The following is a 24,496-nucleotide window of genomic DNA, read 5'->3' on the forward strand; positions in this document are numbered from 1 at the left end:
GAACCGGTCGTCGCACGCGGACTCGTCAAGCTTCCCCCCGGGCAATCGAGCGCTTCGCCGCGTCGCCTCAACATGTTAGTCATCGTTCGTCAGGAGAGCCGCGAAACGACGTGTCGATTCGAACGCCGAAAGCGCAATGACCAGGCCGACAGTGATCGGCACTGCGAGGAAGGCCCCTCCGATGCCCCAAATCGACGACCAAACTGCCAGACTGATCAGGATTATCGCGGGGCTCAGGTTCAGTGAGCCGCCCATCAGCCATGGATCGAGAAGATGGCCGACTATGAAGTTCGCGAGCGTGAGCGAGATGAACAGCACGATTGCCGCGTTCCACTGGCCGAACTGCAGCGCCGCGAGCAGCGTCGGCACCGCGACCGAAATCCATGAGCCCGCATACGGGATGAAGTTCAGCAGGCCAATCAGCACCGCCCAAAGCTCTGCGAATTCGAGTCCGACGAGCCACATGCAGATCCAACTCGCGATGCCAAGGATTGCGCCGAGCAGGGTCTTCATGGCGAGATAGATGCCGATTTTTGAGTTGATCTCGTCGATTACCGACACGATGCGCGCCGAGCCGCCCGCGAAGTTCACCAGCTTGCGGCGATATTTCGCGTGCTCGATGAGGAAGAACGTAGCATAAAGCAGCACGACGATGATCGCCGCGAAGAGCGACGACACCGACGACAGAGTAGCGGTCATGATCGCCTGCACGTTGACGCTCGCTAACAGATCGCGACGTATCGCAGCCCAGTTCGCCTCCGTTTCGATGTGCAGCAGCGCGGCGAATTTGGTAAGCAGTATGAGCAACGTCGCCTCGTACTTCGGCGCGACGGCCATCAGCCGGTCCCTGTCGGACAGCAGTAGGCTGACCGACAGGTAGACCGTGAAGAGCATCAGCGTCGCAGCGATTGCGTGGCGCGGGCCTTCCCGCAGGCGTGCACCGACGTAGGGAAAGCTGCGCAGCAGATTGGCGAGGCCGAAGACCACGTAAGTCGCGATGATGCCGAACGCAATTGGCACCAGCACAGGGCGCCCGACATACAGTCCCCACCCGAACAGTGTGGCGAGTATGGCCGCGCACGTGCATTTCAGCAGACCCTGATTCATGCGTTTCCTCGCGAGCAGCGCTGCTTGCTGGGTTGTGGGTGGGCGCCTCAGTCGCAGCGGGATCTTTCGTCGGGTAGCATCGAATCGCCGATACGGCGCTTGTGCCGTCCTCGCCACAACAGGCTAACGACGAGCGCGACGCCCCCCACGCCGATCACGATCGCCATCGCAGCCGGCAGATGCGAGCGCACCCATGGCACGTTGCCGAAAAAATAACCGGGCCCCGCGAGTGAGCATATCCAGATCACAGCGCCACCGGTCGCGAATCGCACGAAGCGGCGAAACGGCATCTTCAACGCGCCGGCGAGCGCGGGCGCGACCGCGCGGACGATTGCGATGAACGGAGAGTACAGCAGCAGCGCGGCGCCGTGACGTGCATAGAGCGCGCGAGTTCGCGCACTTACCTTGTCGATCCAGCCACTGCGCTTCGGTTTCCATACCGAGGCGACGGCACGTGCCAGCGCATAGTTGAACACTGTTCCTCCAATCGCGGCGGCGACCAGCAACGGCGCGAGCCACAGAGGCTGCAGCACGCCGACGGCAGCGAGTGCCCCGGACATGAACAGCAGCATGTCCGCGGGCAGAATGACGAGCGGCAGTACGCCAACACTGCCGAAGACGATCGCCCCGATGATTGCGTAGGCCAACGGTCCATGCTGGACCAGCAGCGTTTCGAGGTCCTGTTCCAGTTGCAAGAGGAATTGGATGAACATCGCCATACGGGCCGGCAAAGTGAGCGCTCGTCGAGAGGAAAGTATAGCGACAAGCGCGCGGCAGTCCCGCTCGATGAGCTAGTCGGGCGCAATCGCGTTGGGCATCATGACGTCGCGAGCAGCCGGATCGCGCCGTTTCGCGTACCGAGTGCGGGGACTGGGGGCGCCTGGGTGCCCCACCGCCTGCGGCAAGGCTCTGCTAGCGTGCACACGGCTGGCTTCTCGCGCTGGACATGCCTGCTCGATCTCGTTGAGTTAGAGATTGAATGCTCTGGCTCGCCTTCAGACGCGCTTGACGTGCACGGAAGCCGATTAGCCTGACGCCAGTCGGCGTGCGGCATGGGCCATGACCGTGAACGGGCGGCGGACGCATGTCGTGTTGTTTGAGACCGTGCACCCAACAGTCTTTCGCGCTCACAGAAGGGCTCAAGACGCTCGACGCCATGCCCGGACGCTCGATCTTCAACACTCCCGACCGCTTCGGCAACGATTCGCCACCGTGGAGCAAGCAACGCCCTTTGGGTCATTGCCAAGGTGAGAATGCGGAGCGATCCGGGGACCTGCGCGCGTACGTCGAGCGGCGCAACCAGGGAAGGAATGTCAAACAAGGAGATTTGCTGTTGCCTGAAGCGCTATCTCGGCTTGGAGCTGTCTCCGCTCATTCTCGCCGACTTCGCCGATTCGGCCCACAATGGCTGCGAAACCTGATCGCGAAAGACGAACCGATGCAGTAGCGCCCCTGTAACATGCAAGCAAATCAGGGCGAACAGTACCCACGCAACGACACCACGAACATCACCCATTTCGTGATCGAAGGAGGAGCCGGTCGACGACAATGCGGGCAGTGGGATAGCCGCCGAGAGCAATGTGACGTTCCAGCCACGCGAAGAGGCATTAATCCAACCAAGCAGGGGCACTACGATCAGCAGTGTGTATAGCGCAAACTGCGTTACCGCGGAGATGATGCGCAATGGCCGTGCGATCTTGATGTCCGGCGGTCGATGCGAAATACGCCAGAGGACGCGGCACATCATGGCCGCCAGCAGCACAGTGCCTACCAACAGGTGCCCGGCGATTAGGCCGACCGCCCTCGTGCCGTTATGAACGTCCGGCATGGGCCATGCCTAATTAGATTTGGGCAGTGACGAGTGCAGCGATTAACCAGTGAAGAAACCGTGAAATGCCATCATAACGGGCCGCGACCGACATAGTCACCTCGTTGGAGAAAGGTGTGGACCGAGCATCGATTCGCCGATTGTACGACTGACGGTATTGCGTTTGGTGTAGACAACGCACTGCGTTACGAACAAAACGTCCCTCTCAGACAGGCGGCAGCCCAATCGAAGTGCTGATGCAACAGCGTGTCAAGCGCTGGATGGTCGAAACCTTCAGCCACCAGCCGCCCGGTCGTCAGCACACCCACGGCGCATTATCTTCATGGGCACTCAGGAAGGAAGTTCCGCGGTGCGCCGGCTGACGGCGGTCCACCAACTGCATTTGACTCAATGCCCTCCTACCACGCGCGGAACCTCAAGACTACCCTACGGGAATAAGCCCAAACGGTATGGGGACACGGGCCCGATGGTCTACGCGAGCGGTCATCGCGCTTGAGCAGGTACGACCCGCGGAGTCCGTCTGACGAGGCTCGTTCTGGCGCGTCTTCCCTGCGCAACGATTCTTTCCTATGCTGAAGCAACGGCGAGGCCGACGGAGCTGCTATCGCCGCGTGGTAGGGTCCTCGGCGACAGGCCAGTGCCGTGATACCTAATCTAGCCGCTGTCCAATAGAGGCATCACGAATACATATGGGGAATCTTCTCGTCGAAATCAGTCCGGACAGATGGGACTTCCTGCTGGATACGCTCGCCGCGTTCTCGATTCGGCTGTGCGCCGCTGCGGCGATATTGATCATCGGATGGTGGGTCGCGCGCCGCGCTTCGGTGTCGTTGAGCCGCCTTCTCGCGCGTCAACCACGCATGGACGCCACGCTACGACCGATCCTATGCGACGTCGGCCTGTGGGGCGTTCGCATTGTCGCGATTGTCGGCGCGCTGTCGCAATTAGGCGTCCAGACGGCCAGCATCATTACCGTGCTCGGCGCCGCCGGCCTTGCGATCGGTCTCGCGCTGCAAGGCACGATGCAGAACATCGCGGCCGGCATCATGCTGATCGTGTTGCGGCCCTTCAAAGTCGGCGACTTTATCGAGGGCGGATCCGGCAGTGTCGCGGGCACGGTCGTCGAAGTCAACCTGTTCACGACGCGCCTCACCAAACCCGACGGCATCTGCGAATATGTGCCAAACAGCACGTTGTGGAGCAACTCGATACGCAACTTCAGCCGTAATCCGATCCGTCGACTCGACCTCGAAGTGGAGATCTCGATCGATGACGATGTGCATCGCGCGCTCGATGCACTGCGCAACCTCGCCGCGGCCGATCCGCGTGCGCTTAATGATCCCGCTCCACAGGTGATGGTCATCCGCTTCGACGACAGCACGGCGGTACTGAATATCCGCGTCTGGTCGAACACGGACATGTTCTGGACCATGCGCTGGGAACTCGCGCGCAAAGTGCGTCAAACACTGACCGACGCGCAATGTTCGCTGCCGTTGCGCGCCAGAAAGTTGCACATCGTACAAAATGCGACGGCAGCGGCGGCCGCCGATACGCCTGCGGGTCCGGCAGAGGCATCCCAGACCAGAAAACCGGAGCGAGGGGTGTAACGTCGGTTCTTCGATCCCGCAAATTGTTGAATGCACCGAGATCGGAATGCGCGAGCTTGAAACCGAAGGGGTCAATATCAAGCTACCTTTGCGTCAACCCTGGTGAGACGCAACCTGATCGAAAGACGTTGTTCCACCGGTTGTGAGTGTGGAGGATTCCGGTTGCCCTCGACCTGCCACCGCAGGTCGTGATACATGCCCATGCCCACGCGCGTCTATCGAGCGCATCCATTTCCGCCGCGTTGGACGAAATGGCGCTCGCCTACGTCACGGCTGAGCCCGAAGGCCACTGCATTGACGCTTCTCCACGTCCCGCAACGAGGGTGCAGTGACGGACGATGTAGCAGCAATAAAGGAGGCCGCCGCACATTCAACCAGGTGATTTTTCCGGGATCTATTGCATCGGCGGCGAGAACGAGCGGGGGTTTGCACAACGACCGAGCCCCAACGGTGCTCGGCGAACAGGCGATGATCTGTGGAGCTCCGCCTGCACAGCCGCATCGGTTATTGCTCGCCGCTCGAATTTGAAAACCTGCATGCGCCACATCAACCGACATCGCATCGCGGGTTGCTCACCGCCGCACGGCGTCATGGTCGAGCGAAGCGACCCGCCGTCCGGCCGTGGACGACCCGCGAGTCAACTGTTAACGGAGGCTAGCCCGCATCAAAATGGCTGACTACAAATCTGTCCGCGAAACCGGGCCAACGTCACATGTCGCTCAAATTCAATATCGGACGAATTTGCGGATCCTTTGGAGTACCGATGAAGGTTTATGAAAAGCCGTACAGGAACACTTCAAGTCGTCCAGGAACCTCACGTTCTTCGATAACACCGGACGATCCCCGCACCGCATGTTCGATGGCCGGCCTGACGAATCAGCGAATCAGCAGGCATGGCGCATCTGCTCCATCAGCGTGCGCTCGCGATTGACACACCTGCAGCAACAAGGCACGCAGCAGCTTCTTCGATGCGATCGACGCCCACTGTCCGTTGATCACGCGACGGCCCGTTCAACCGCTCGAGCGCGTCGGGCGACGTCAACATTCCGACTTTGACGTGCGCGAGCGACGACGGCCATTTTTGTCCCGTACCCGCAGGCGAATATCATCTAATTCGTGCGGCAAATCGGCGATGTTGCGTTAATAGGTCCAATTTATTGCATTTCACGCAATAGTCCCTTGCAAAGTAGGTGTTTACCCTTGTTTACTATTTCCTTACACTTCTCTTAACGGTTGAAACCAAGCAGAAGCTTGTAGCGCCAACCAACAACCAAGGAGGTAGTAACCATGAAGCCCCTCGTCAAACTCGCCGCCTTTGTCGCCGCCATCGCCTTCGCTGCTCCGATTACGGTTTTCGCCGCAGCAAACGCGGCAGCAAACCATCCGCTAACCCGCGCTGAAGTCCGTGAGCAACTGGTCGAAATACAAGCAGCGGGCTACAACCCGGCCCGTGCAAACCCGCGCGAATATCCAGCGGACATTCAGGCTGCAGAAGCCAAGGTTGCTGCGCAACACGGGGACACGTCCGGAGTGGGTGGCGTCGTAAGCGGTTCGTCGGAAGCGGGCAGCCATGCCTACACGAGCGAAGCAGCTCGGACCGGCCCGGGCTCGGTTTACTTCGGTCACTAACCGGCTGACGGTCGGACGGCCCTGCGTCCGACCGTCTTTCCATCGAAGTGCGCAGAGAGCGTGCGCATTGACCGTCTCCGCTGAACGGCTAGGGAAACATAATCGCCGTCAAACGCCACTGTTTTATTTCGATCAATTCTCCTCTCGAGGCAGCCATGAAATCAAGATTGCTTGCGCAACTCATGATTGCAACCCTACTCGGTGCGTCGATCCCCGCTTTCGCCCAGCCTCACGACAATCAGCATCGCAGTGACTGGTCGGCGCACGGTCCCAAACAACACGACATGCGTCCGCCGCCCGTTCACGGACATGGCCCCATGCCGCATGAGGCCTATCACGGCCGGCCGGGCGGCCCGATGCCGCACGCCGACTGGCGTCAGGGCGATCGGCTTCCGCCCGAGTACCGCAATCGCAACTACGTCGTCGACGACTGGCGTGGTCACGGCCTCCGACCGCCGCCGCACGGTTATCACTGGGTCGGGGTGAACGGAGATTACGTGCTCGCCGCTGTCGCGAGCGGCATCATTGCGGAGGTCCTGTTCTCCGGCCATTAGCATTGGCGGCAACGATGTAAACGGGTTCGATTCATCCGGGCAGATAGCCGACAGATTCGACGATAACTTTGCCAGTGAGATTCTCCGGGTGCCGGATGCGGAGGCTTCGCCTAAGATTACAAAGCAGGATGTGCAGTCTTTTCGAGTTTGCCGGTGATCCTCGGCCCGTTCGCGATGAAACTCCTCCTGATCTATCAAGATCTGCAACCGCCGGTCCGACCGAGTCGCCACGCTGGTCAATTTTCCCAATGTAATGTATGGGCGAATGCTGACGCGCTGCGATCCTCTGATGCCCTTCTAAGTGCCAAGCGAGAATTTGCGTGCGATCTCACGATTGGGTGCCGTATGAGGCGAAGTCTTCTCGGACGCCAGATAACACCTCGAACTGGAAATCGCGCTGAAGCGAGCCTTGAAGCAGCGGCGCTAACTATTGCAAATCAGCCAAAGGTTGATGAAACGTGAGCGCTGCGCGGTGCGGAGGCGACGATACGCTGGTCCAACGAAAAACGAAGCTATCTATGCCGCCGGATCGCTTCTTAGCCATCGCGGATGGAGCGATAGTCTGATCGCAGATATTGATGCATCGCTGCTCGACGAGGCATGCCGACAACATATCAGTGAATGTCTGTGCCCAATACCTCGAACGTCCGGATTCTGTGAGATTCGTCGCTCATATCGTGACGACTCATCGTCTGCAGAACGAGCCATGTTTTGTTGAGTCGATCGAATACAGTCGAACGTGAGGTCCAGTAGATAATGCTTTGAACCTTGCAGCCGTCGTTGAAAGTTCGATGGACGGTGTTGCGCATTGCGTTCCTGAATTGCCGCTGAACGGTGGGTGCTCGAGCCTTCAATGCCAAGACGGGCAGCTCGGATCCGGGAATGCACTCAACGCAGAAAGTCGGCAACTGGAATTTCGGAACGAAATCGCACGCCTGCGTCGACGCAGACTCAGGACCGGTTCATACAGTCATTGCAACGGCGGCCAATGTGCACGACACCACCGCTGCTTGCACTGACGCCGGATAGCAGGGAATTGAAAAGATGGCGAGGCAGACGCAGCCCGTTGGCATGTTGCGATGAGACCGGGCAAGCGCAGACTACTGGACCGGTGGTCGTTCGGCCCTGACTGCCCGAACTAGGGCTAGGACCGCCGGCGTCAGGACCATTTCCAGGCGATGGGATGAGGCATTGGAGACACCTACATTCCGGGCGACCTCAAATATTGCTGCAACGCACTAAGCGACATTCCGGCTGAAACCGACCTTGTCGTTAATCAGGTATTGAAAATGGTTCGCCGCCGACGTTGTCGTAGCCCATTAGCAGCGGGAAGTTCTGCCTTGTGTTGCGTACCAGCCGGTAAAGTTAACCTACACTCAAGGCGCCTCAGCACCGCGGCCTCGTCCCCGGTGCGTCTGCCGAACTCGCGCGACGCGTGCGACCGATGAGGACCCGTCGCGGCCCGCACAGGAGAAGAACATGCGCGCGCTCGACATCATGACTTCTTCGGTCATTACCGCCACACCGGATATGACCATCCACGACGCAGCGAAGCTGTTCGTCGATCACCACATCAGCGGCATGCCGGTGCTCGGCGCCGATGGGCGGGTGATAGGCATCGTCAGCCAGGGCGATCTGCTGCATCGTGTGGAAAACGGCACCGGGCACGGCAAACGTCGATGGTGGCTCGAACTGCTGTCCTCGTCGGCGCGCGAGCAGGCCGCGAGGTATATCAAGGAGCATGGGCATGTGGTCGGCGACGTGATGTGCGAGAACGTCATTTCGATTCCCGAAGACATGCCGCTGCACCAGATCGCCGACCTGATGGAGCGCCGGCATCTGAAACGCGTGCCGGTGCTGAAGGATGGGCAGCTCGTCGGCATCGTCAGCCGCTCGAACCTGATCCGCGCGCTCGCCTCCGTCGAGCCGATAATCGACACCGGCTCGCACGACGACGCGAGCCTGCGCGACGCAATCGTGCACGAGATGCACGGAAAGCGCTGGGGGCTCGCGAAACAAGGTGTATTCGTCAAGGACGGCGTCGCGCATCTGTGGGGCATCATCGAATCCGATGAGGAGAAGCGCGCGATCCGCATCGCCGCGGAAAACGTGCCCGGCATCAAGCGGGTAGAGAGCCATCTGGAGTCGCCGAGTGTGATTCCGACGATGTAGCCGGCGCGCCCGTCAAAGTGCCGAACCTTCCCGGGTTGAGTGCGGGCGGCGCGGTTTGGGACCGCGCCGGGCTCGCTTATTTGCTGGATGATGGAGCAAGCGACCGCTATTGAATGTCAGTCCGGGATCTCCGGCTCGACCAGCTTCGCCAGTTGCGCGAGCGACTCCTGCCAGCCGAGGTAACACATCTCGACCGGAATCATCTCGGGAATGCCCTCCTGCACGATGTTCAGTTCGGTCCCGCACGGCACCTGCCGCAACGAAACGGTTGTATGCATCTGACCGGGAAGATTCGGATCGTCGAAAGAGTCCGAGTAGCGGATCTTTTCGAACGGCACCAATTCGAGGTACTCGCCGCCGAACGAGTGACCCTTGCCCGAGCCGAAGTTATGAAACGACATCCTGTAGGTGCCGCCGACGCGTGCATCCATCTGATGCACATCGCAGGTGAAACCATACGGCGGCAGCCATTTCGCGATCGCGGCGGGTTCGAGGAACGCTCGATAGATACGCTCGGGTGTCGTGCGCAAAACACGGTGGAATTTGACGGTTCCGGTAGCCATGATGAGTGTGCCTTTCACTGAAGGGGTTGAACATACTGTCACGACGCGCCGCCGTTGCGGGAATCGACACGCGCGAGACCAGGCAAAACCCTGGACGGTTCTCAGCACCTGCGCGGCTCCTCGTTCATGACGACCCATGCGTCCACTCAGCCGCGATGCCACCAACGCGTGCGTTCTTTTCGCCTAAGATGGATTGTTCGTGCCATACCCGCAAAGGACAATTATGGGCGTCGACTCGACCAGCCAAACCACCATCAAAGCTTTCGTGTTCGACGTGTTCGGAACCGTGGTTGACTGGCGAAGCGGCGTCGCGCGTGAAGCGCGACCGTTTCTGCAGCGGTACGCGCCGAATCTCGACGCATCCGACTTCGCGGACGCATGGCGACGCGAGTATTCGCCCGCGATGGAAGAAGTGCGAAGCGGACGCAGACCGTATGTGCGCCTCGACGTGCTGCACCGGGAAAACCTCGTCAAGGTGCTGACGCGTTTGGGCATCGTCAACGTTACTGAGCCCGAGATCGATGAGTTGAACCTCGCCTGGCATCGGCTGGACCCGTGGCCCGATTCCGTCGACGCATTGCAGCGCCTGAAGGCGCGCTTCATCATCGCGCCGCTATCGAATGGCAACATTCGCCTGATGGTGGACATGGCAAAGCGTGCCGGTCTGCCCTGGGATGCCGTTCTCGGCGCCGAAGTCGTCCGCGCTTATAAGCCCTCGCCGCGGGTCTATAGCGAAACAGCGGAAATTCTCGGCATCGCACCGCGTGAGCTATGCCTCGTTGCCGCGCATAACAACGATCTCGCCGCTGCCCGGCGCGTCGGTCTGAGCACCGCGTTCGTGCTGCGGCCCACCGAGCATGGCCCGCAGCAGACGAGCGATCTGAAGGCTGACGAGGCGTGGGACTTCGTCGTCGGCGATCTGCACGAACTCGCGACGCAACTAGGCTGCCCGCGCTGACGCAACCCCACGTAAAGCGAAGTACTGCAACAACATGATCGTCTTGCCGTCGACGATTTCTCCTGCCTCGACCGCTCGCAACGCGGCTTGCAACGGCATTTCGATCACCTCGACATCTTCCCCTTCATCTTCGACGCCGCCGCCATCGTTGACGCGCATCGACGCGTCGTACTCGCCGACATAGAAGTACAGCTTTTCGGTCACGGAACCCGGGCTCATGTAGGCCTCGAAAATTTTGTGGACCGCGCCGACGCGATACCCCGTTTCCTCCTCGACTTCGAGCCGGATGCGCTCTTCCGGCGAAGCGTCGTCGAGCAATCCGCCCGGCGCTTCGATCATCATGCCGTCGTGACCGTTCACGAACGCGGGCATGCGGAATTGCCGCGTGAGTATCACGTTGCCGGTGCATGGACTGTGCAGCAGGATCGTCGCGCCGTTGCCGCGATCGTAGGTCTCGCGGTTCTGGCGCTGCCAGGTGCCGTCGCGGCGCAGGAAGTCGAAGGTCACTTTCTTCAGCGTGTACCAGTCGTCCGATAGCAAGGTCGTGCCGACGATGCGTACCCGGTCTTTCGTTGCAGTCATGGTGCCTCCTGTCGAGCATCGACGATGATTCATGGTATCGTGCAACTTCGTGCAATTTCAAGCGATTTCGTGCAATCGAATGTTGACCACCCAACGCAAGAAAGCGATCCTCGACGAGCTGGCGCGCAACGGGCAGGTGCTCGCTGGCGAGTTGAGCGTGGCCTTTGGCGTGTCGGAAGATACGATCCGCCGCGATCTGCGCGAACTGGCCGCGGAGGGGCGCTTGCAGCGGGTCCACGGCGGCGCGTTGCCGGCGTCTGCGGCGCTCGCGTCGTTCGAGCAGCGTCAGGACATCGAGACGCTCGCCAAGCGGCGCATCGCGCGGCGAGCGGTCGCGCTGATCGTGCCGGGGCAAACGGTGATCGTCGACGGCGGCACCACGTCGGCGCTACTGGTCCAGGAGCTGCCGGCCGATTTGCGCGCGACCATCGTCACGCATAGTCCGAGCGTCGCGACGGCGCTGGCCGCCCATCCTTGCGTCGACGTGATTCTGATTGGCGGGCGGCTCTACAAGCATTCGATCGTGGCGGTCGGCGCCGCGGCCATGGAAGGCATTTCGCGCATTCATGCCGACCTGTACTTCATGGGCGTGACCGGCGTTCATCCGAGCGCAGGGCTGAGCACCGGCGACTTCGAGGAAGCCGCGATCAAGCGCGCGCTCGCCGCGCGCGCGGCGGAAACGGTCGTGCTCGCGTCGGCGTCGAAACTGAACGCCGCGTCGCGGTTCGTGATCGGTGAGATCACGCTCGCGCAAACTATCGTGGTCGAGAAGAAGACCAGCGCGGAATTGACGAAGCCGATTGAAGCGGCTGGGGTGAGCGTGGTGAAGGCGTAGGGTGTCTCCACGAATTGACTGATTCGCATGATCGTGGGCTCGAAGCGTCGCTCCCCCGCCTCCGAACAAAGATAAAACAGACGACTTTTGGAGTGCTAGGATGACGCCGCACCCCGACATGTTCCACGAAACGGAACAGTCGGGGGTGTGAACACGATGATGAAATCGTTGCGTTGTGCAGCCTGATACTCAAGTACAGAGGAGACACTCAATGAAACTTTCGAAGCTGCTGATTAACGCGCTGGCCATCTCCGCCTTCAGCTTTACCGCAATCGCGGCTCATGCCGAAGATCTGCTCGACTCGGTCAAACAGGCTGGAGTCCTGAAGATCGGTCTAGAAGGCACCTATCCGCCGTTCGACTCGCGCAACAAGGACGGTCAACTGGAAGGCTTCGACGTCGATGTCGCGAAAGCCCTGGCAGCGAAGCTCGGGGTGAAACCTGAGTTCATTCCGACCGAGTGGAGCGGCATTATCGCGGCGCTGCAGAGTGGCAAATTCGACGTGATCATCAATCAGGTCACCATTACCCCGCAACGCAAACAGGTTCTTGATTTCAGCCAGCCGTACACGTACTCGGCCGCGCAACTGATCCAACGGGCGGACGACAAGCGTGAGTTCAAATCGCTCGATGAATTCAAGGGTGACAAGAAGATCGGCGTGACGCTCGGCACCAACTACGACCAGATGGCGCGCGCAGTGCCCGGCATCAACGTGCAGACTTATCCGGGCGCACCCGAGAAGCTGCGCGATCTCGCCGCCAAGCGTATCGACGCGACGATCGACGACCGGCTGATGCTGCCGTACATCATCAAGAACTCGCAATTGCCTCTGCGTACAGGCGCGGTGTTAAAAGGCGCCGATCAGGAAATGGGCATCCCGTTCCGCAAGGACAATCCCAAGTTCGCGAAAGCAATCGACGATGCGCTGACCCAAATGAAGCAGGACGGCACGCTCAAGAAGATCTCGATGCATTGGTTCGGCACCGACGTGACGCAGCCTCTCGCGCAGTAAATTTCTCGTCGTTCCCCCGTACCCGCGCCGGCCTGCAGAATGGTCGACGCGGGTACGTCGCTTGCTCGGCGAGCGGTTTTTCTCGCGCAATCGCTCGCGATCAACGCTTCCATTGCTTCGAATCACGAAGCACGCGCAGATGCGCGATTGCGCGCACCCTCCCCTTCGTTCATCACGTTTCATTCTTCATGCTGAGTGCATAGAGGATGTGCTGCGCCGCAGTTGCCTGATGCTTCGAAAGCGTGCGATGCTTTCGGAGCCGTTGATCCGGCCACCTCGTGCCGGACTCGAATGTCGTCGGGAGACGACGTCGAATGGCGTGCGAAGAGACCAGTGACATGCCCACAACCTTGGAGGCATCATGAGCATTCAATCACTGTCTCGCACCAGCACCGCATCCAACGCGCATTTCTTCCCCAGCTCGAATAAGTACTTCGTGCCGCGACGTTCGCCGATCACGCTCGGCGTCGCCTGCATCGCCACGCTCGTGTTCGCATCCGCGAACTGCCTGGCCGATACCCAGGTGGGCGCCGCGCTGCCGCCCGCGCCTGACATCCTGTACGGCGATCTGTTCGTCGCCGTGCAAACCGCGCAGATCTTCAACGATCAGAAGACCTTCGTCGACTCGACGCCGAATGGCAGTCCTGCCGCGATCGTGCAGCTATACGAAACGCAGAAGAACCAGTCCGGCTTTTCTCTACAGAAATTCGTCAGCCAGTACTTCACTCCCCCGCCCGATCAGAGCATTACGCCGCCGCCCAATCAGAGTCTGCGCGAGCATATCGACTGGCTGTGGACCGGCCTCACGCGCACGACGACGAGCGCCCCCGACTCCAGCTCGCTGATCCCGCTGCCGAAACCGTACGTCGTGCCGGGCGGCCGCTTTCGCGAGGGCTACTACTGGGACACCTATTTCACGATGCTGGGGCTGCAGGAGTCCGGACGTGAAGATCTCGTCGACGATATGCTCGACAACTTCGCGTACATGATCGACACGTTCGGCCATATCCCGAACGGCAATCGCACGTACTATCTGAGCCGCTCGCAACCGCCGTTCTACTCGTATATGGTCGAGCTTGCGGCGCAGAAGGAAGGCAATAAGGTCTATCAGAAGTACCTGCCCGAGCTGCGCAAGGAATACGCGTACTGGATGCAGGGTTCGACCAGCACGCCGCGCGGCGGCGCGACGCGCAATGTGGTCGTGCTCAACGATGGCACGGTGCTGAACCGCTACTGGGACGAGCTGGACACACCGCGCGACGAGTCCTATCTGGAGGACGTGCAGACCGCGCAGGCAAGCGGCCGGCCGGCCAACGAGGTCTACCGCGATCTGCGCGCGACCGCCGAAAGCGGCTGGGATTTCAGCTCACGCTGGTTCGGCGACAACCAGACGCTCGCCACGGTACGCACGACATCAATCATCCCCGTCGATCTGAACAGCCTGTTGTTCCATCTCGAGACGACGATCGCGCGCGGCTGCTCGACGACACGCGACTTCCATTGCGTCGCGCAGTTCATCGGCTACGCGGCACGGCGCGCGGAAGGCATCAACCGTTATCTATGGAATAGCAAGGGCTACTACGGCGACTACGACTGGCAACTCGGCAAGTCACGCGATAACCAGACACCGGCGATGCTGTATCCGCTGATGGCCGGCGTGGCGTGGCCAGACCGCGCGTGGAAGACTGCGCAGACCGCGCACAACGTGCTGCTCAAGCAGGGTGGCCTCGCGACCTCGATCTATAACACCACGCAGCAATGGGACGCGCCGAACGGTTGGGCGCCGTTGCACTGGATCGCGATTCAGGGCCTCAAGCGCTATGGACGGGCGGACCTCGCTCAGTCGATCGGCACGCGCTTTCTCGCGGACGTCCAGAACGTCTACAACACGCAGCACAAGCTCGTCGAGAAGTACGTCGTCGAAGGTGCGGGAGAAGGCGGCGGCGGGGGTGGCGAGTATCCGCTGCAGGACGGCTTCGGGTGGACCAATGGCGTGACGTTGATGCTGCTCGATCTGTACGGCAACGGGCAGTGACGCGCCGCGGCATGGTCAGGCGAGTGCACTGAGGTCGGCTTTATGATTCCAGACACATCCCCAGTGGAAGCAGAATGATCTGGCTCGCCAATCTTGTTCTCGTAGTGCACGCGCTGATCGTGGTGTTTATCGTCGGCGGACTATTCGCGATCTGGATCGCCCACGGTTTGCGACTCCCGTGGGCGCGCAATCGCGTGTTCCGGACGGTGCATGTTCTCGCCATCGGTATCGTCGCCACCCTCGCGGTGCTCGATGTGCCGTGCCCGTTGACCGTGCTGGAGGACTATCTGCGCACGGGCACGGCGGGTCCGCGAGGCTTCATACAGCGCTGGGTCAGCGCCTGGCTGTATTACGACTTTCCGCCGTGGGTGTTCGTGGTTGCCTATGTCGCGTTCCTGCTCGCGGTGCTTCTTACCTGGTATCGAATTCGGCCACGCGCGTGACTCGAATACGGCCTTTTTAATTCGATTGAAAAAACGCTTTAACCGGTTAGATTTACCCTTTAATTATATTTTTCAAACGCAATTAATTCCGATGACTTACCACGAAAATCCAATGCAATTCGGATAAATCCGGACAGCATTTCTACACCGCAAGCCGCCGAAGCCGCACCAATGCTCGCTAACCGGCCCTCTTTATCCCGAATAGCATAATCACTGCTCTATCCTTGACAAGACCTCATTTCTCATCCTATTTTCACTCTTGCTGTAAGCACCGGAAACATTCAATTTCAATTTTCTCTTGAAATGTCGAGATAAATCGACAGGGAATTCCTTTGGCCATTCAATCGGTAAATTGGGAAAGCAAATAGAAATATCAACGCAAGCAATTTGAATTAATGAATGCGGAAAAGCTGTCCATGCAACCGCTGCGTGCTTCGAGTGCGGTGCGGGTGATTCGATTCTCCAACGCGCGCGACCGGAGAAAAGCGGCCTTTGTGTAGCGGTATCACTCACCAGGGAACGAGATGAAACCAGACAGAAGGAGTACCGACGATGGCCGCGTCCGTCGTCATGGCCGGCTAGCCGCGCTAAGCGCGCTGACACTCGGAATCGTGATCCTCGCCGGCTGCGGCGGCAGCGATGGAGGTTCGTCGGCGTCGGCGGTTCCAGGCAGCATGGCGCAGGTCGCCAATCAGGCGCAAGCCGCATCCGCGCCGCAGACGCCGTCCGCCAACCAGCCCTACACCGATCTCACCACCTATTCGACGAGCGCGACATCCGGCATTGCCTCGTCACTGGTCACGGAGAAAGCGGCGATCATGCATTACCAGTGGACGTCCGGCAGCACCACCATCAACTACACGACGACCACCGGCCACCTGACCGCAATGGATCTGACGAGCGGCGCACCCGAAGCGACGATGTCCTATGTGGCCTACACGGCGCCTAGCACGAATGGCAAGCCGCGCCCCATCACGTTCGTCTATAACGGCGGGCCGGGCTCTTCGTCGATCTGGCTGCGCCTCGGATCGTTCGCGCCGACACGCGTCGCGACCACCGATCCGCTGCTGAACGGCACCAGCTGGCCGAACTACCCGCTCGTGAACAATACCGAGAGCCTGATCGACACGACCGATCTCGTGTTCATCGATCCGCCGGGCACGGGCCTCTCCGAAGCGATCCTGCCGAACACCAACAAGACTTACTGGAGCACCGATGCGGACGCGAACATCATGCGTGACTTCATCATCCGCTACCTGACGGTCAATTCGCGCAGCAGCTCGCCGATCTATCTGTACGGCGAATCGTACGGCACGCCTCGCACCGACATCCTCGCGCTCGCGCTCGAATCGGCCGGCGTGCATCTGACGGGGATCACGCTGCAGTCTTCGATCCTGAACTACTTCGCGGATGCGATCGAAGCGGTGGCGATCACGGGTTCGCCCGATCAGCTCGCGCTCGAAACCGATACGTTGAGCGGCTACATGCCGGGCTATGCCGAGGTCGCGGCGTACTACAACCAGGTGTCGCCCGCGCCCGTGAGTCAGGCGACTTACGCGCTTCGCAGCGAGGCGTTCGTGACCGCCAACTACAACCTGTTCAAGAACTATTCGCTGTACTGGACGTTGAGCCAGCTCGGCGCGCCCACTTACGCGGGACCGCCGAACTTCCCGCCGACGTGGCTCGAGAAGATCTGGGACGCCGAATCCGGCCTCACGTTGCAGGCGATGCAGGGCTACTTCAACATCAATCCGTTCAACATCACGCTGGTGCCGGGCTCGACGATCGGCCGCTACGATGGTCGCGTGTCGTTGCCCAACTCGGACTCGCGCCTGCAGAGCGATGGCGACCCGTCGGACATCCTGATCTCGCTGCCGTTCACCAATGCGTTGGCCACGCAGATGCCGGATTACCTCGGCTACACGGCGCCGAACGCCGCGTATATGCCGCTCAACGACGCGGTCATCGAGGCGTGGGACTTCTCGCACGGCGGCCAGCCGCTGCCCGACACGATCCCCGATCTGCTCGGCGCACTGAAGCTCAATCCGCATCTGAAGGTGCTGGCGGAAAACGGCTACCACGATCTGGCCACGCCGTTCTTCAATACCGAGAAGCAGCTCGCGCGACTGAAGACGGTGCAGGGCCTCGCGCCGGATCTGCAGGTCAACTTCTTCCAGGGCGGGCATATGATTTATCTGGACGACGTGGCGCGCCCGCAGATGAAGGCGGATCTGGCGGCCTTCTATGGCGGCACGCCGATAGCGGGCGCACTCACGCTCGCGACGCTGCCGCAGCCGTGGGCAGACGAAGCACCCGCCGCCACGCCGACGAGCGAGGCGGTCGCCGCGGCCGCGCCCTGATCGATGGCGGTTTCGCTTCGCGCGAAACCCTCCGACTACTTTTTATGGCGAATCATCATGTCTTCAATCGATATCTTGCGACGTACGCTGGCGTTGATCGTCCTCGGTGTGGTCGTCGGTAGTGCGCATGCGCTGCCGCCTCAGCCGGTGGCGCCCGTGACGCTACCCCACGGCGGACACGGCGTCGACGGTCCGTTCTTTCCGCATAACCGTGCTAGCGCGGTCGCGCCGACCACCGGCTCGACGCTGCAGCAGCAGGCTCAGCAGCGCATGGAGAGCAGGCTGGGCGCGAATTCGGTGCTCAGCAACGGCTCGTCGATCACCAAGGCCGAGGCGCAAAGCAATGGGCTCGGCTATATCGCCAGGCATTTTGACGAGATCGATAGCGCGCATTCGGGCCGTGTGACGTTGAACGAGGTGCGGCAGTATTTGCAGCAGCATCAGCAGTGATGCTCGGTTAGTCCTTCGGTCCCGTAGGAGGGACGGCCGGCGGCGCGGCGCGATGGTGCGACGCGTCGTCAGCCGTCTGTGACTACGCGCCGCGCGGATCCCTTATGCTCACTTCCCCGCCGCCGCCTGGATCATCTTCCATCCATTGCCCGCCGGATCGCGAAAGCCCGCATCGACGCTGCCGAAACGATCCACCGGTTCCTGCGTGAATTCCACGCCGCGCGCCTTCAACTGCTCGTAGCTCGCGCGACAGTCGGCAACGGACAGCACCAACGGCGGCATCGCTCCCTTCGCGACCATCGCGCGCAGCGTTTGCGCGGTCGCTTCATCGTGGATCGGCGGCCCCGGCGCGAACAGGCCCAACTGGAAAGCCGGCTGCTCCGGGTGCTGGACCGTGAGCCAGCGGTAAGCGCCGTTGCGCACGTCCGTGTGGACGCGAAAGCCGAGCTTGTCGACGTAGAACGAAAGCGCCGCGTCCTGATCGTCGACGTACAAACCGACCACATTGATTCCCTGATTCATGACTCCTCCGTCGGTGGTTGAGGGCTCGACTGTATCGCTGACCACCAGGCGGCGCTTCTCCAAAACTGCGCTCGGCTCGCGCGCCGGTTCAATGCAATTCGTTGAACTCGACGCGCCCGCCCTTCATCACCAGCGGGATACGCTCGCCCTGGCCCGTCAGACAACTCAAATCGTGCAACGGATCGCCGTCGACCACCAGCACGTCGGCATAGGCGCCCGGTGTCAGGCGTCCCAGCTTACCCGTCATGCCGAGAATCTCGGCGCCGATGGTGGTGGCGCTGCCGATGATCTCGGCGAGGCTCAGCACTTGCGCGCGGATCGAAAACTCGTCGCTTTGCATCCGATGGCCCGGGCCGAGCAGATCGGAACCGAAGCCCATCTTGACCCCGGCGCGCTTGAAAATCTCCAGCGACTTCAGGCCGGCTTCGCGCACGGTGTCGATCTTGGCCGCGCTCCCGGCCGACAGGCCGTAGCGCACGCCCTCGACATGCAAGGCCTCGTAAGCCACCAACGTGGGCACCACGTACGCGCCGCACTGGGCCATTAGATCGGCGGTCGGCGCATCGATCAGATTGCCGTGCTCGGTCGTGCGCACGCCGCAGCGCACCGCGCGACGCATCGATTCAGCGGTATAGGCATGCGCCATCGCATAGGTGCCGCGCGCCTCGGCCTCGGCGACGACCGCGCGAATCTCGTCCTCCGAGTAGCCGAGCGCGCCGATCGGATCGGTCGGCGACGCGACGCCGCCCGAGGCCATGATCTTGATCTGGTCGGCGCCCATCTGCAGTTCTTCGCGCACCGCGCGGCGCAACGCGTCGACGCCATCGACGACCCGGCTCAGCGCAGTATCAGCGGTTCAGCGATTCAGGCGCATCGCGGCAATTTCTTCGAGCGACCGGCCGCGAGTGGACACGCCCATGATCAGAACGGCGAGCGCACCGATGATCAGCACCAGCGTCGTACCGCCGAAAACCCCGCCGAAGCCCAGCCGCGGATACAGAAAGCCGACCAGGATCGGCGCGGCGATCGCGCCGAGGCGGCCGATCGCCGAAGCGACGCCCATACCGGTCGCGCGCACTTCGGTGGGAAACACCTCGGGCGTGTACGCATAGACGCCGGCATAAGTCCCGTTCATGAAGAACGACAGCAAAAAGCCCGAGGTCAGAATCTCGGCATCGCTGTGCGTGAGCGCGAGCCCCAACGCGGAGAATCCGCCGAGCGCCATGTACGTGACGATGGTTGCGCGGCGGCCGATCTTTTCATTGAGCCACGCGCCCGAGAAATAGCCGGGAATCTGCGCGAGGTACATGACCAGTGAATACGAAAAACTGCGCGTGATCGTCATGCCGTTTTGCACCAGCAGTCCGGGAATCCACGTAAAGAACGCGTAGTAGCTGAACGTGATCGACAGCCACATCAACCAGGCCATCGCGGTGATGCCGGCCAGTTGCCGCGACCACAGCGCCTTGAGTTTAGCCAGTGGCGTACCGGACGCGACGGGGGCTGGCGCGCTCGCTCCCTGCGCTTGCTCCGGCAGCAGCGGCAAGCCGGCGGCGCGTACCACGGCTTCCATCCGTTCGACGATCACCTCGGCTTCGGCGCTTCTGCCACGGCTGTCGAGCCAGCGCGGTGATTCGGGCAACGCGCGCCGCCACCACAGCAGCATGACGATCGGCAGTGCGGTGATCACCGACACGACTCTCCAGGCGTCGGGCGCGAGCGGTATGACCAGGTAACCGAGTATCGCGGCAAACACGAAGCCGAACGAGAAGAACGCCGCCAGACTGCCGGTGAAGGTGCCGCGATATTTGCGCGCGCAGAACTCCGACAGGAAGGGCGCGACGATCGCGCTTTCGGCGCCGGTGCCGAGCCCGGCGACGATGCGTGTCGCCATGAAGAAAGGCCAGTTCTGCGCAGTGGCGCTGACGAGCGATGCGAGGCAGTAGATGATCAGTGCCCACACCATCACTTTGCGGCGGCCGATCACGTCGCCGAGGATGCCGGCGAGCGCGGCGCCGAAGAAGTAGCCGATGAAGGTGCCGCTGCCGAGCACGCCGGTCTGCACACTGCTCAGATGCCACTGGTTGCGCAGCACTGGCAGCATGAAGGCTAGTACCGCAGCATCCATCGCATCGAAGACGTAGCCGAGTCCTCCCATCCATAGCAGCTTGCGATGAAAGCTCGAGTACGGCAGGCGCTCTATACGCGCGGGAATCGTCGACATGGCTTCCTTCCAGAAAGAGGGCGCCGTGGCACCGGGCTTGGTCGAACGAGTATAGGAAGCCCAAATGGGCGGGTCTTGGTTGGAAACTGCATCGAACATGCGGATTCCGGCATCACGGCGCGGCGTGCGCGAGCACTGCCTGATTCACGACTTCTCGCCGGCAGCAGGCTCGGCAGCGTAGCCATTCGCGCGACGGCGCTTTTCCAGAACCGCGGTCGTCAGGTCCGGACGTTGCGCGGCCTTCAGCACACAGGCGGGCACGCGATCGAGTTCGGCCTGATTGGCGCGTGCCTGCACGCGCATCTCGCTCGGGCTTAGCCCGGTGATGTCGCGAAACACGCGGCCGAAGGTGCCGAGGCTTTCCCAGCCGGTCGCGAACGCGATGTCCGTGATACCGAGGTCGGTGTCACGCAGCAGCGTGGTGGCCTGCTCGATACGCCGCGTCAACAGATAGCGGTGCGGCGGCATGCCGAAGGCCCGCTTGAACGAACGCGCGAAGTGCGCTTCCGACACGCCGCTGACTTCAGCCAGGCGCCGTACCGGCCAGGCTTCGTGCGACGCGGCATCGATGCGGTCTTTCGCACGCAGCAGGCGGCGCAGCAACGCCGGGTCTTCGAGCGCTTCGGCGCTGCCCGGGATCGGAAGGGGCTGGACTTCAGGGTCGTGTGAGCGGGACATGAGTTCGCGTTAGAACCGATAGCCGATGCCGCCGAGAATGACGTCGGTATCGCGGCTATCGCGCGTTATTACGCGATTCCACGTGACGCGCGCGGACGAGCGTGGCGTGAAGCGGCGATCGCTTCACGCGGTCTGCTCAGTCTTGCCGTAAGTGAGCCGGCCGTTTTTCGACAGCAGCACCGCGACCGGCCGCGTCATTTCGAACTCGGAGAAAATGATCGTCATGCTGGCGGTGATCGGCACCGCGAGAAAAGCGCCCGGCACGCCCCACAACGCCGACCACACCGCCATGCTCGCGACAATCGCGAACGGGCTCAGGTTCAGCGAATTGCCCGTCAGATACGGATCGAGAATATTGCCGATCACGAAGTGAATCGCGGACAGCGACACCAGCACGATCAGGATCGAATTCAGGTCGCCGAACTGCAGTACCGACATCAGCACCGGGAACGCAACCGCGAGCACCGAGCCGATATAGGGCACATAGTTCAGCAGCGCGGTCAGTATCGCCCACAGCCCGGCGAACTCGAGGCCGACGCTGCGCATCGCAAGCCAGCAGAGCGCGCCGAGCAGCACGCCGAGAAACGTCTTCAGCGCGAGATAGGCGCCAATGCGCCGGTTGATGTCGGTGACCACGCCCCGGATGCGCGCCGCGTTGGTCGAATTGGCGGTCATGTTCGCCAGCTTATCGCCGAACGTGCGGCGCTCGAACAGCAGAAAACTCGCATACAGCACGATCACGAACAGGTCGATGATCATCGACGACAGCGACGCGAGCAGGCCTGTCACCATCGCCTGAATGTTCAGCTGCGTGAGTATGTTCCGCCGCAGTGACTCCCAGGTCGGCTCGCTTTCGAGGTGCAGCAGCGTCGAGATCTTGTGGATCATCAGCAAGACCGAGTCCTGGTAGCGCGGCGCGAGCGCGACGAGCGCGTCGTAGTTGGCGACCAGCATGTCGACCGCGAAGAAAATCGCGGCGCAGATCAGGAACATCGACAACCCATAGCGCAACTGCACCGGTAGCCGCGGGCCGATCAGCGGAATGCGTTGCAGCAGCCGCGTGAGGTCGACCACCAGGTACACCGCGATCGCGCCGAACACGATCGGCACGAAAACCGCACGCCCGATATACAGCACCCAGCCCACAATCAGCAGCAGCAGCACTACGTATACGGACGCTTGCAATCTGTCGGTCATTGGTCAGTGCTCCATGAATCCGCAAACAGGTGCGCCCGAGCTCAACCCGAGGACGACGGCGCTCGCCGCGCACGCGGCCGCCGTACGAGCCCGTTACACAGCGGGCCGCGCGATGGACAGAACCGATCTTCGCACAGAACGATGACAGCTCATACAAAAGCGCGCCAGATCGTTCCATCCGCAAGCTTCAGGCCGATACCTCGAAATGCGCCAGCAGAATGTCGCGAAACGTTGTGATGAGCCGCCTTCGCTCGTGAAACCATCTGTTACGCTGTTTTAATCGGTTTCAACCACCTGACGTGATCCGACGCGAGCGCCTGCGCCACGCGGTGGTAGCGCTTGGTCAAATCCACGCAGCGAAGCCCGCGCCGCGCGTCGCGGTGCGATGTCCGCACAAGGTCTGTGCGCGATGTCCGCTGCACGCATCCCTCTCAATTCACGGCATGGAGAACGAGATGCTGCAACGGCTGGGGTCGCGATTCCTTGCATTGGGTCTGATCTGGACATTGTCCGCTTGTGGCGGCGGAGGTGGCGGCAGCGGCGCGGAGCCGGGCGGCACCGGCTCGAACGGCGCAGCCGGAGCAACCACCCCCGCATCGAGTCCAACGCCCGCGTCGAGCCCGACACCGGCATCGAGTCCAACTCCTGCGTCGAGCCCGTCGGGCGCATCGGACGCAAGCGCGACGACGCCCAAGCTCGCCGCCGCGACGCCGATCATCGACGGCACGACACTCGGCGCCGCCATCTGGCCCGCGGGCGCCACGGCAACGGGCGGTACAGGTCAGCCTGTCGGCGGACTGAACTGCGGGTTGCGCAGCACCGCGTACACCTATGCGCACGTCTCGATTTACCAGAACGGGCAACTCCTGACGCTGCCGCCCAACATCGGCATGGTCCAGCCGACCGTCTCCGCGCCGACTGGCTGCGCATATCCGGTGCACACGGTCGATTCGAGCGGCAAGATCCATATGGACGCGACGACCGGCGCCACCTACACGCTCGGCCAGTTCTTCTCGATCTGGGGCGAGCCGCTGAGTGCGTCGAACGTGGCCGGCCTGACCGCCTCGCCGATCGCGATCTATGTGAACGACGGCGGCACGCTCACGCAATACACGGGCGACCCCGCGAGCCTCGTGCTCAAGCCGCACGACGAAATCACGATCATGGTCGGCACGCCAGTCACACAAGTGCCCACTTATACGTGGACCGATCCGCCGCCGTTCGACCCGAACCCGATCACGCTCGTCTTCGGAGGCGTGGTCGGCTCGTCGTTCTGGCCGAACGGCACGACGTCGACGGGCGGCAACGGCACGCCTGTCGATGGCCTGACCTGCGCGCCGAACATGAGTGTGCTGTATCACGTGCACGCGCACCTCGCGATCATCAAGGACGGGCAGTGGCTCGCATTGCCGGCGAACGTCGGCATCCTGTCGCAATGCACGTATGAAATGCACACGCACGACAACACGGGCATCATCCATATCGAAACGCCGGACGCAAAGACCTATACGCTCGGCGAGTTCTTCGATATCTGGGGCGAGCCGCTGACGAGTACGAACGTCGCGGGCATCATGGGCGACGTGGTCGCGTATATCAACGACAACGGCGACTCGCGCCGCTATATGGGCGACTTGCGCAATATCCAACTGACGTCGTTGCGCGACATCACGCTGCAGATCGGCACACCGCCGGTGAGCACGTTGGCGACGTATTCGTGGTACGAACCGCAGTAACATCGGC

General features: G+C 61.6%; 20 protein-coding genes and 3 pseudogenes. 13 read left to right on the forward strand and 10 right to left on the reverse strand.

The window, feature by feature from the left end:
• Positions 1-75 precede the first annotated feature (75 nt).
• The 3 genes and pseudogenes from AB3X89_RS07355 to AB3X89_RS07365 form a co-directional block, all read right to left on the reverse strand.
• Entirely contained in the window at positions 76-1,107 is a 1,032-nt protein-coding gene (locus AB3X89_RS07355; RefSeq protein ID WP_368582565.1) for an AI-2E family transporter, read from the reverse strand.
• A 47-nt stretch (positions 1,108-1,154) separates the two neighbouring features.
• On the reverse strand, positions 1,155-1,826 hold the full coding sequence (locus AB3X89_RS07360) for a DedA family protein (protein ID WP_368582566.1): 672 nt from the start codon (positions 1,824-1,826) through the stop codon (positions 1,155-1,157).
• 626 nt (positions 1,827-2,452) lie between these two features.
• Positions 2,453-3,029: pseudogene (locus AB3X89_RS07365) on the reverse strand (cytochrome b).
• Between the two features lie 595 nt (positions 3,030-3,624).
• On the opposite strand from AB3X89_RS07365, the gene AB3X89_RS07370 reads away from it, so the two are divergent.
• From AB3X89_RS07370 to AB3X89_RS07390, 5 genes and pseudogenes are all read left to right on the forward strand, one after another.
• Entirely contained in the window at positions 3,625-4,542 is a 918-nt protein-coding gene (locus AB3X89_RS07370) for a mechanosensitive ion channel family protein (protein WP_368582567.1), read from the forward strand.
• A 1,287-nt stretch (positions 4,543-5,829) separates the two neighbouring features.
• Positions 5,830-6,171, forward strand: coding sequence for a DUF4148 domain-containing protein (locus AB3X89_RS07375; RefSeq protein ID WP_368582568.1), 342 nt, complete (start codon positions 5,830-5,832; stop codon positions 6,169-6,171).
• 155 nt (positions 6,172-6,326) lie between these two features.
• The gene (locus tag AB3X89_RS07380) at positions 6,327-6,725 is read left to right on the forward strand and encodes an RcnB family protein (RefSeq protein WP_368582569.1); all 399 of its coding nucleotides are present in this window, start codon (positions 6,327-6,329) and stop codon (positions 6,723-6,725) included.
• Between the two features lie 861 nt (positions 6,726-7,586).
• A pseudogene (locus AB3X89_RS07385) lies at positions 7,587-7,834 on the forward strand (transposase); the annotation flags it as partial.
• A 370-nt stretch (positions 7,835-8,204) separates the two neighbouring features.
• Positions 8,205-8,897 (forward strand): CBS domain-containing protein, encoded by a 693-nt coding sequence (locus AB3X89_RS07390; protein WP_368582570.1) that lies wholly within the window; start codon positions 8,205-8,207, stop codon positions 8,895-8,897.
• A 116-nt stretch (positions 8,898-9,013) separates the two neighbouring features.
• Here AB3X89_RS07390 and AB3X89_RS07395 read toward each other — a convergent pair whose 3' ends face one another.
• The gene (locus tag AB3X89_RS07395; protein WP_368582571.1) at positions 9,014-9,460 is read right to left on the reverse strand and encodes an SRPBCC family protein; all 447 of its coding nucleotides are present in this window, start codon (positions 9,458-9,460) and stop codon (positions 9,014-9,016) included.
• Positions 9,461-9,683: 223 nt separating this feature from the next.
• Here AB3X89_RS07395 and AB3X89_RS07400 point away from each other — a divergent pair, with 223 nt between their 5' ends.
• The gene (locus tag AB3X89_RS07400) at positions 9,684-10,418 is read left to right on the forward strand and encodes a haloacid dehalogenase type II (protein ID WP_368582572.1); all 735 of its coding nucleotides are present in this window, start codon (positions 9,684-9,686) and stop codon (positions 10,416-10,418) included.
• Here the strand turns inward: AB3X89_RS07400 and AB3X89_RS07405 are convergent.
• On the reverse strand, positions 10,401-11,000 hold the full coding sequence (locus AB3X89_RS07405; protein ID WP_368582573.1) for an NUDIX domain-containing protein: 600 nt from the start codon (positions 10,998-11,000) through the stop codon (positions 10,401-10,403). The genes AB3X89_RS07400 and AB3X89_RS07405 overlap by 18 nt on opposite strands.
• 79 nt (positions 11,001-11,079) lie before the next feature.
• Here AB3X89_RS07405 and AB3X89_RS07410 point away from each other — a divergent pair, with 79 nt between their 5' ends.
• The 6 genes from AB3X89_RS07410 to AB3X89_RS07435 all read left to right on the forward strand — a co-directional run bounded on the left by AB3X89_RS07410 (position 11,080) and on the right by AB3X89_RS07435 (position 18,135).
• Positions 11,080-11,835 carry a DeoR/GlpR family DNA-binding transcription regulator gene (locus AB3X89_RS07410; protein WP_368582574.1) on the forward strand — a complete coding sequence of 252 codons (756 nt, stop codon included), beginning with the start codon at positions 11,080-11,082 and terminating at the stop codon, positions 11,833-11,835.
• 211 nt (positions 11,836-12,046) lie between these two features.
• Positions 12,047-12,847 carry a transporter substrate-binding domain-containing protein gene (locus tag AB3X89_RS07415; protein ID WP_368582575.1) on the forward strand — a complete coding sequence of 267 codons (801 nt, stop codon included), beginning with the start codon at positions 12,047-12,049 and terminating at the stop codon, positions 12,845-12,847.
• A 361-nt stretch (positions 12,848-13,208) separates the two neighbouring features.
• The gene (gene treA, locus AB3X89_RS07420; protein ID WP_368582576.1) at positions 13,209-14,882 is read left to right on the forward strand and encodes an alpha,alpha-trehalase TreA; all 1,674 of its coding nucleotides are present in this window, start codon (positions 13,209-13,211) and stop codon (positions 14,880-14,882) included.
• 74 nt (positions 14,883-14,956) lie between these two features.
• The gene (locus tag AB3X89_RS07425; protein WP_368582577.1) at positions 14,957-15,325 is read left to right on the forward strand and encodes a DUF2784 domain-containing protein; all 369 of its coding nucleotides are present in this window, start codon (positions 14,957-14,959) and stop codon (positions 15,323-15,325) included.
• 524 nt (positions 15,326-15,849) lie between these two features.
• Positions 15,850-17,685, forward strand: a complete 1,836-nt coding sequence (locus AB3X89_RS07430; protein ID WP_368582578.1) for a peptidase S10 — start codon at positions 15,850-15,852, stop codon at positions 17,683-17,685.
• 57 nt (positions 17,686-17,742) lie between these two features.
• Positions 17,743-18,135, forward strand: coding sequence for a 2-oxoglutarate dehydrogenase (locus AB3X89_RS07435; RefSeq protein ID WP_368582579.1), 393 nt, complete (start codon positions 17,743-17,745; stop codon positions 18,133-18,135).
• A 108-nt stretch (positions 18,136-18,243) separates the two neighbouring features.
• On the opposite strand, the gene AB3X89_RS07440 is transcribed toward AB3X89_RS07435, so the two are convergent.
• The 5 genes and pseudogenes from AB3X89_RS07440 to AB3X89_RS07460 form a co-directional block, all read right to left on the reverse strand.
• Positions 18,244-18,657: a VOC family protein gene (locus AB3X89_RS07440; RefSeq protein WP_368582580.1), complete on the reverse strand. Its 414-nt coding sequence runs from the start codon at positions 18,655-18,657 to the stop codon at positions 18,244-18,246.
• Between the two features lie 88 nt (positions 18,658-18,745).
• A pseudogene (locus AB3X89_RS07445) lies at positions 18,746-19,501 on the reverse strand (amidohydrolase family protein); the annotation flags it as partial.
• A 12-nt stretch (positions 19,502-19,513) separates the two neighbouring features.
• A complete protein-coding gene (locus AB3X89_RS07450; protein WP_368582581.1) occupies positions 19,514-20,881 on the reverse strand; it encodes an MFS transporter in 1,368 nt (455 codons plus the stop codon).
• A 144-nt stretch (positions 20,882-21,025) separates the two neighbouring features.
• Positions 21,026-21,559: a helix-turn-helix domain-containing protein gene (locus AB3X89_RS07455; RefSeq protein ID WP_368582582.1), complete on the reverse strand. Its 534-nt coding sequence runs from the start codon at positions 21,557-21,559 to the stop codon at positions 21,026-21,028.
• Positions 21,560-21,682: 123 nt separating this feature from the next.
• Complete coding sequence (locus AB3X89_RS07460; RefSeq protein ID WP_368582583.1) at positions 21,683-22,756, reverse strand: AI-2E family transporter; 1,074 nt, start codon at positions 22,754-22,756, stop codon at positions 21,683-21,685.
• 455 nt (positions 22,757-23,211) lie between these two features.
• Here AB3X89_RS07460 and AB3X89_RS07465 point away from each other — a divergent pair, with 455 nt between their 5' ends.
• Entirely contained in the window at positions 23,212-24,489 is a 1,278-nt protein-coding gene (locus tag AB3X89_RS07465) for a hypothetical protein (protein ID WP_368582584.1), read from the forward strand.
• Positions 24,490-24,496: the final 7 nt, after the last annotated feature.

It is taken from the genome of Paraburkholderia sp. BR14320 (assembly GCF_040948665.1).
Lineage (GTDB): Bacteria > Pseudomonadota > Gammaproteobacteria > Burkholderiales > Burkholderiaceae > Paraburkholderia > Paraburkholderia youngii.

What these genes read in the sequence shown, in the direction of transcription:
- AB3X89_RS07390 (WP_368582570.1), top strand. Translation starts at nt 8,205, where the DNA reads ATGCGCGCGCTCGACATCATGACTTCTTCGGTCATTACCGCCACACCG.
- AB3X89_RS07435 (WP_368582579.1), top strand. Translation starts at nt 17,743, where the DNA reads ATGTCTTCAATCGATATCTTGCGACGTACGCTGGCGTTGATCGTCCTC.
- AB3X89_RS07355 (WP_368582565.1), bottom strand. Translation starts at nt 1,107, where the DNA reads ATGAATCAGGGTCTGCTGAAATGCACGTGCGCGGCCATACTCGCCACA.
- AB3X89_RS07440 (WP_368582580.1), bottom strand. Translation starts at nt 18,657, where the DNA reads ATGAATCAGGGAATCAATGTGGTCGGTTTGTACGTCGACGATCAGGAC.
- AB3X89_RS07370 (WP_368582567.1), top strand. Translation starts at nt 3,625, where the DNA reads ATGGGGAATCTTCTCGTCGAAATCAGTCCGGACAGATGGGACTTCCTG.
- AB3X89_RS07460 (WP_368582583.1), bottom strand. Translation starts at nt 22,756, where the DNA reads ATGACCGACAGATTGCAAGCGTCCGTATACGTAGTGCTGCTGCTGCTG.
- AB3X89_RS07450 (WP_368582581.1), bottom strand. Translation starts at nt 20,881, where the DNA reads ATGTCGACGATTCCCGCGCGTATAGAGCGCCTGCCGTACTCGAGCTTT.
- AB3X89_RS07405 (WP_368582573.1), bottom strand. Translation starts at nt 11,000, where the DNA reads ATGACTGCAACGAAAGACCGGGTACGCATCGTCGGCACGACCTTGCTA.
- AB3X89_RS07400 (WP_368582572.1), top strand. Translation starts at nt 9,684, where the DNA reads ATGGGCGTCGACTCGACCAGCCAAACCACCATCAAAGCTTTCGTGTTC.
- treA (WP_368582576.1), top strand. Translation starts at nt 13,209, where the DNA reads ATGAGCATTCAATCACTGTCTCGCACCAGCACCGCATCCAACGCGCAT.
- AB3X89_RS07425 (WP_368582577.1), top strand. Translation starts at nt 14,957, where the DNA reads ATGATCTGGCTCGCCAATCTTGTTCTCGTAGTGCACGCGCTGATCGTG.
- AB3X89_RS07395 (WP_368582571.1), bottom strand. Translation starts at nt 9,460, where the DNA reads ATGGCTACCGGAACCGTCAAATTCCACCGTGTTTTGCGCACGACACCC.
- AB3X89_RS07380 (WP_368582569.1), top strand. Translation starts at nt 6,327, where the DNA reads ATGAAATCAAGATTGCTTGCGCAACTCATGATTGCAACCCTACTCGGT.
- AB3X89_RS07465 (WP_368582584.1), top strand. Translation starts at nt 23,212, where the DNA reads ATGCTGCAACGGCTGGGGTCGCGATTCCTTGCATTGGGTCTGATCTGG.
- AB3X89_RS07375 (WP_368582568.1), top strand. Translation starts at nt 5,830, where the DNA reads ATGAAGCCCCTCGTCAAACTCGCCGCCTTTGTCGCCGCCATCGCCTTC.
- AB3X89_RS07360 (WP_368582566.1), bottom strand. Translation starts at nt 1,826, where the DNA reads ATGGCGATGTTCATCCAATTCCTCTTGCAACTGGAACAGGACCTCGAA.
- AB3X89_RS07455 (WP_368582582.1), bottom strand. Translation starts at nt 21,559, where the DNA reads ATGTCCCGCTCACACGACCCTGAAGTCCAGCCCCTTCCGATCCCGGGC.
- AB3X89_RS07410 (WP_368582574.1), top strand. Translation starts at nt 11,080, where the DNA reads ATGTTGACCACCCAACGCAAGAAAGCGATCCTCGACGAGCTGGCGCGC.
- AB3X89_RS07430 (WP_368582578.1), top strand. Translation starts at nt 15,850, where the DNA reads ATGAAACCAGACAGAAGGAGTACCGACGATGGCCGCGTCCGTCGTCAT.
- AB3X89_RS07415 (WP_368582575.1), top strand. Translation starts at nt 12,047, where the DNA reads ATGAAACTTTCGAAGCTGCTGATTAACGCGCTGGCCATCTCCGCCTTC.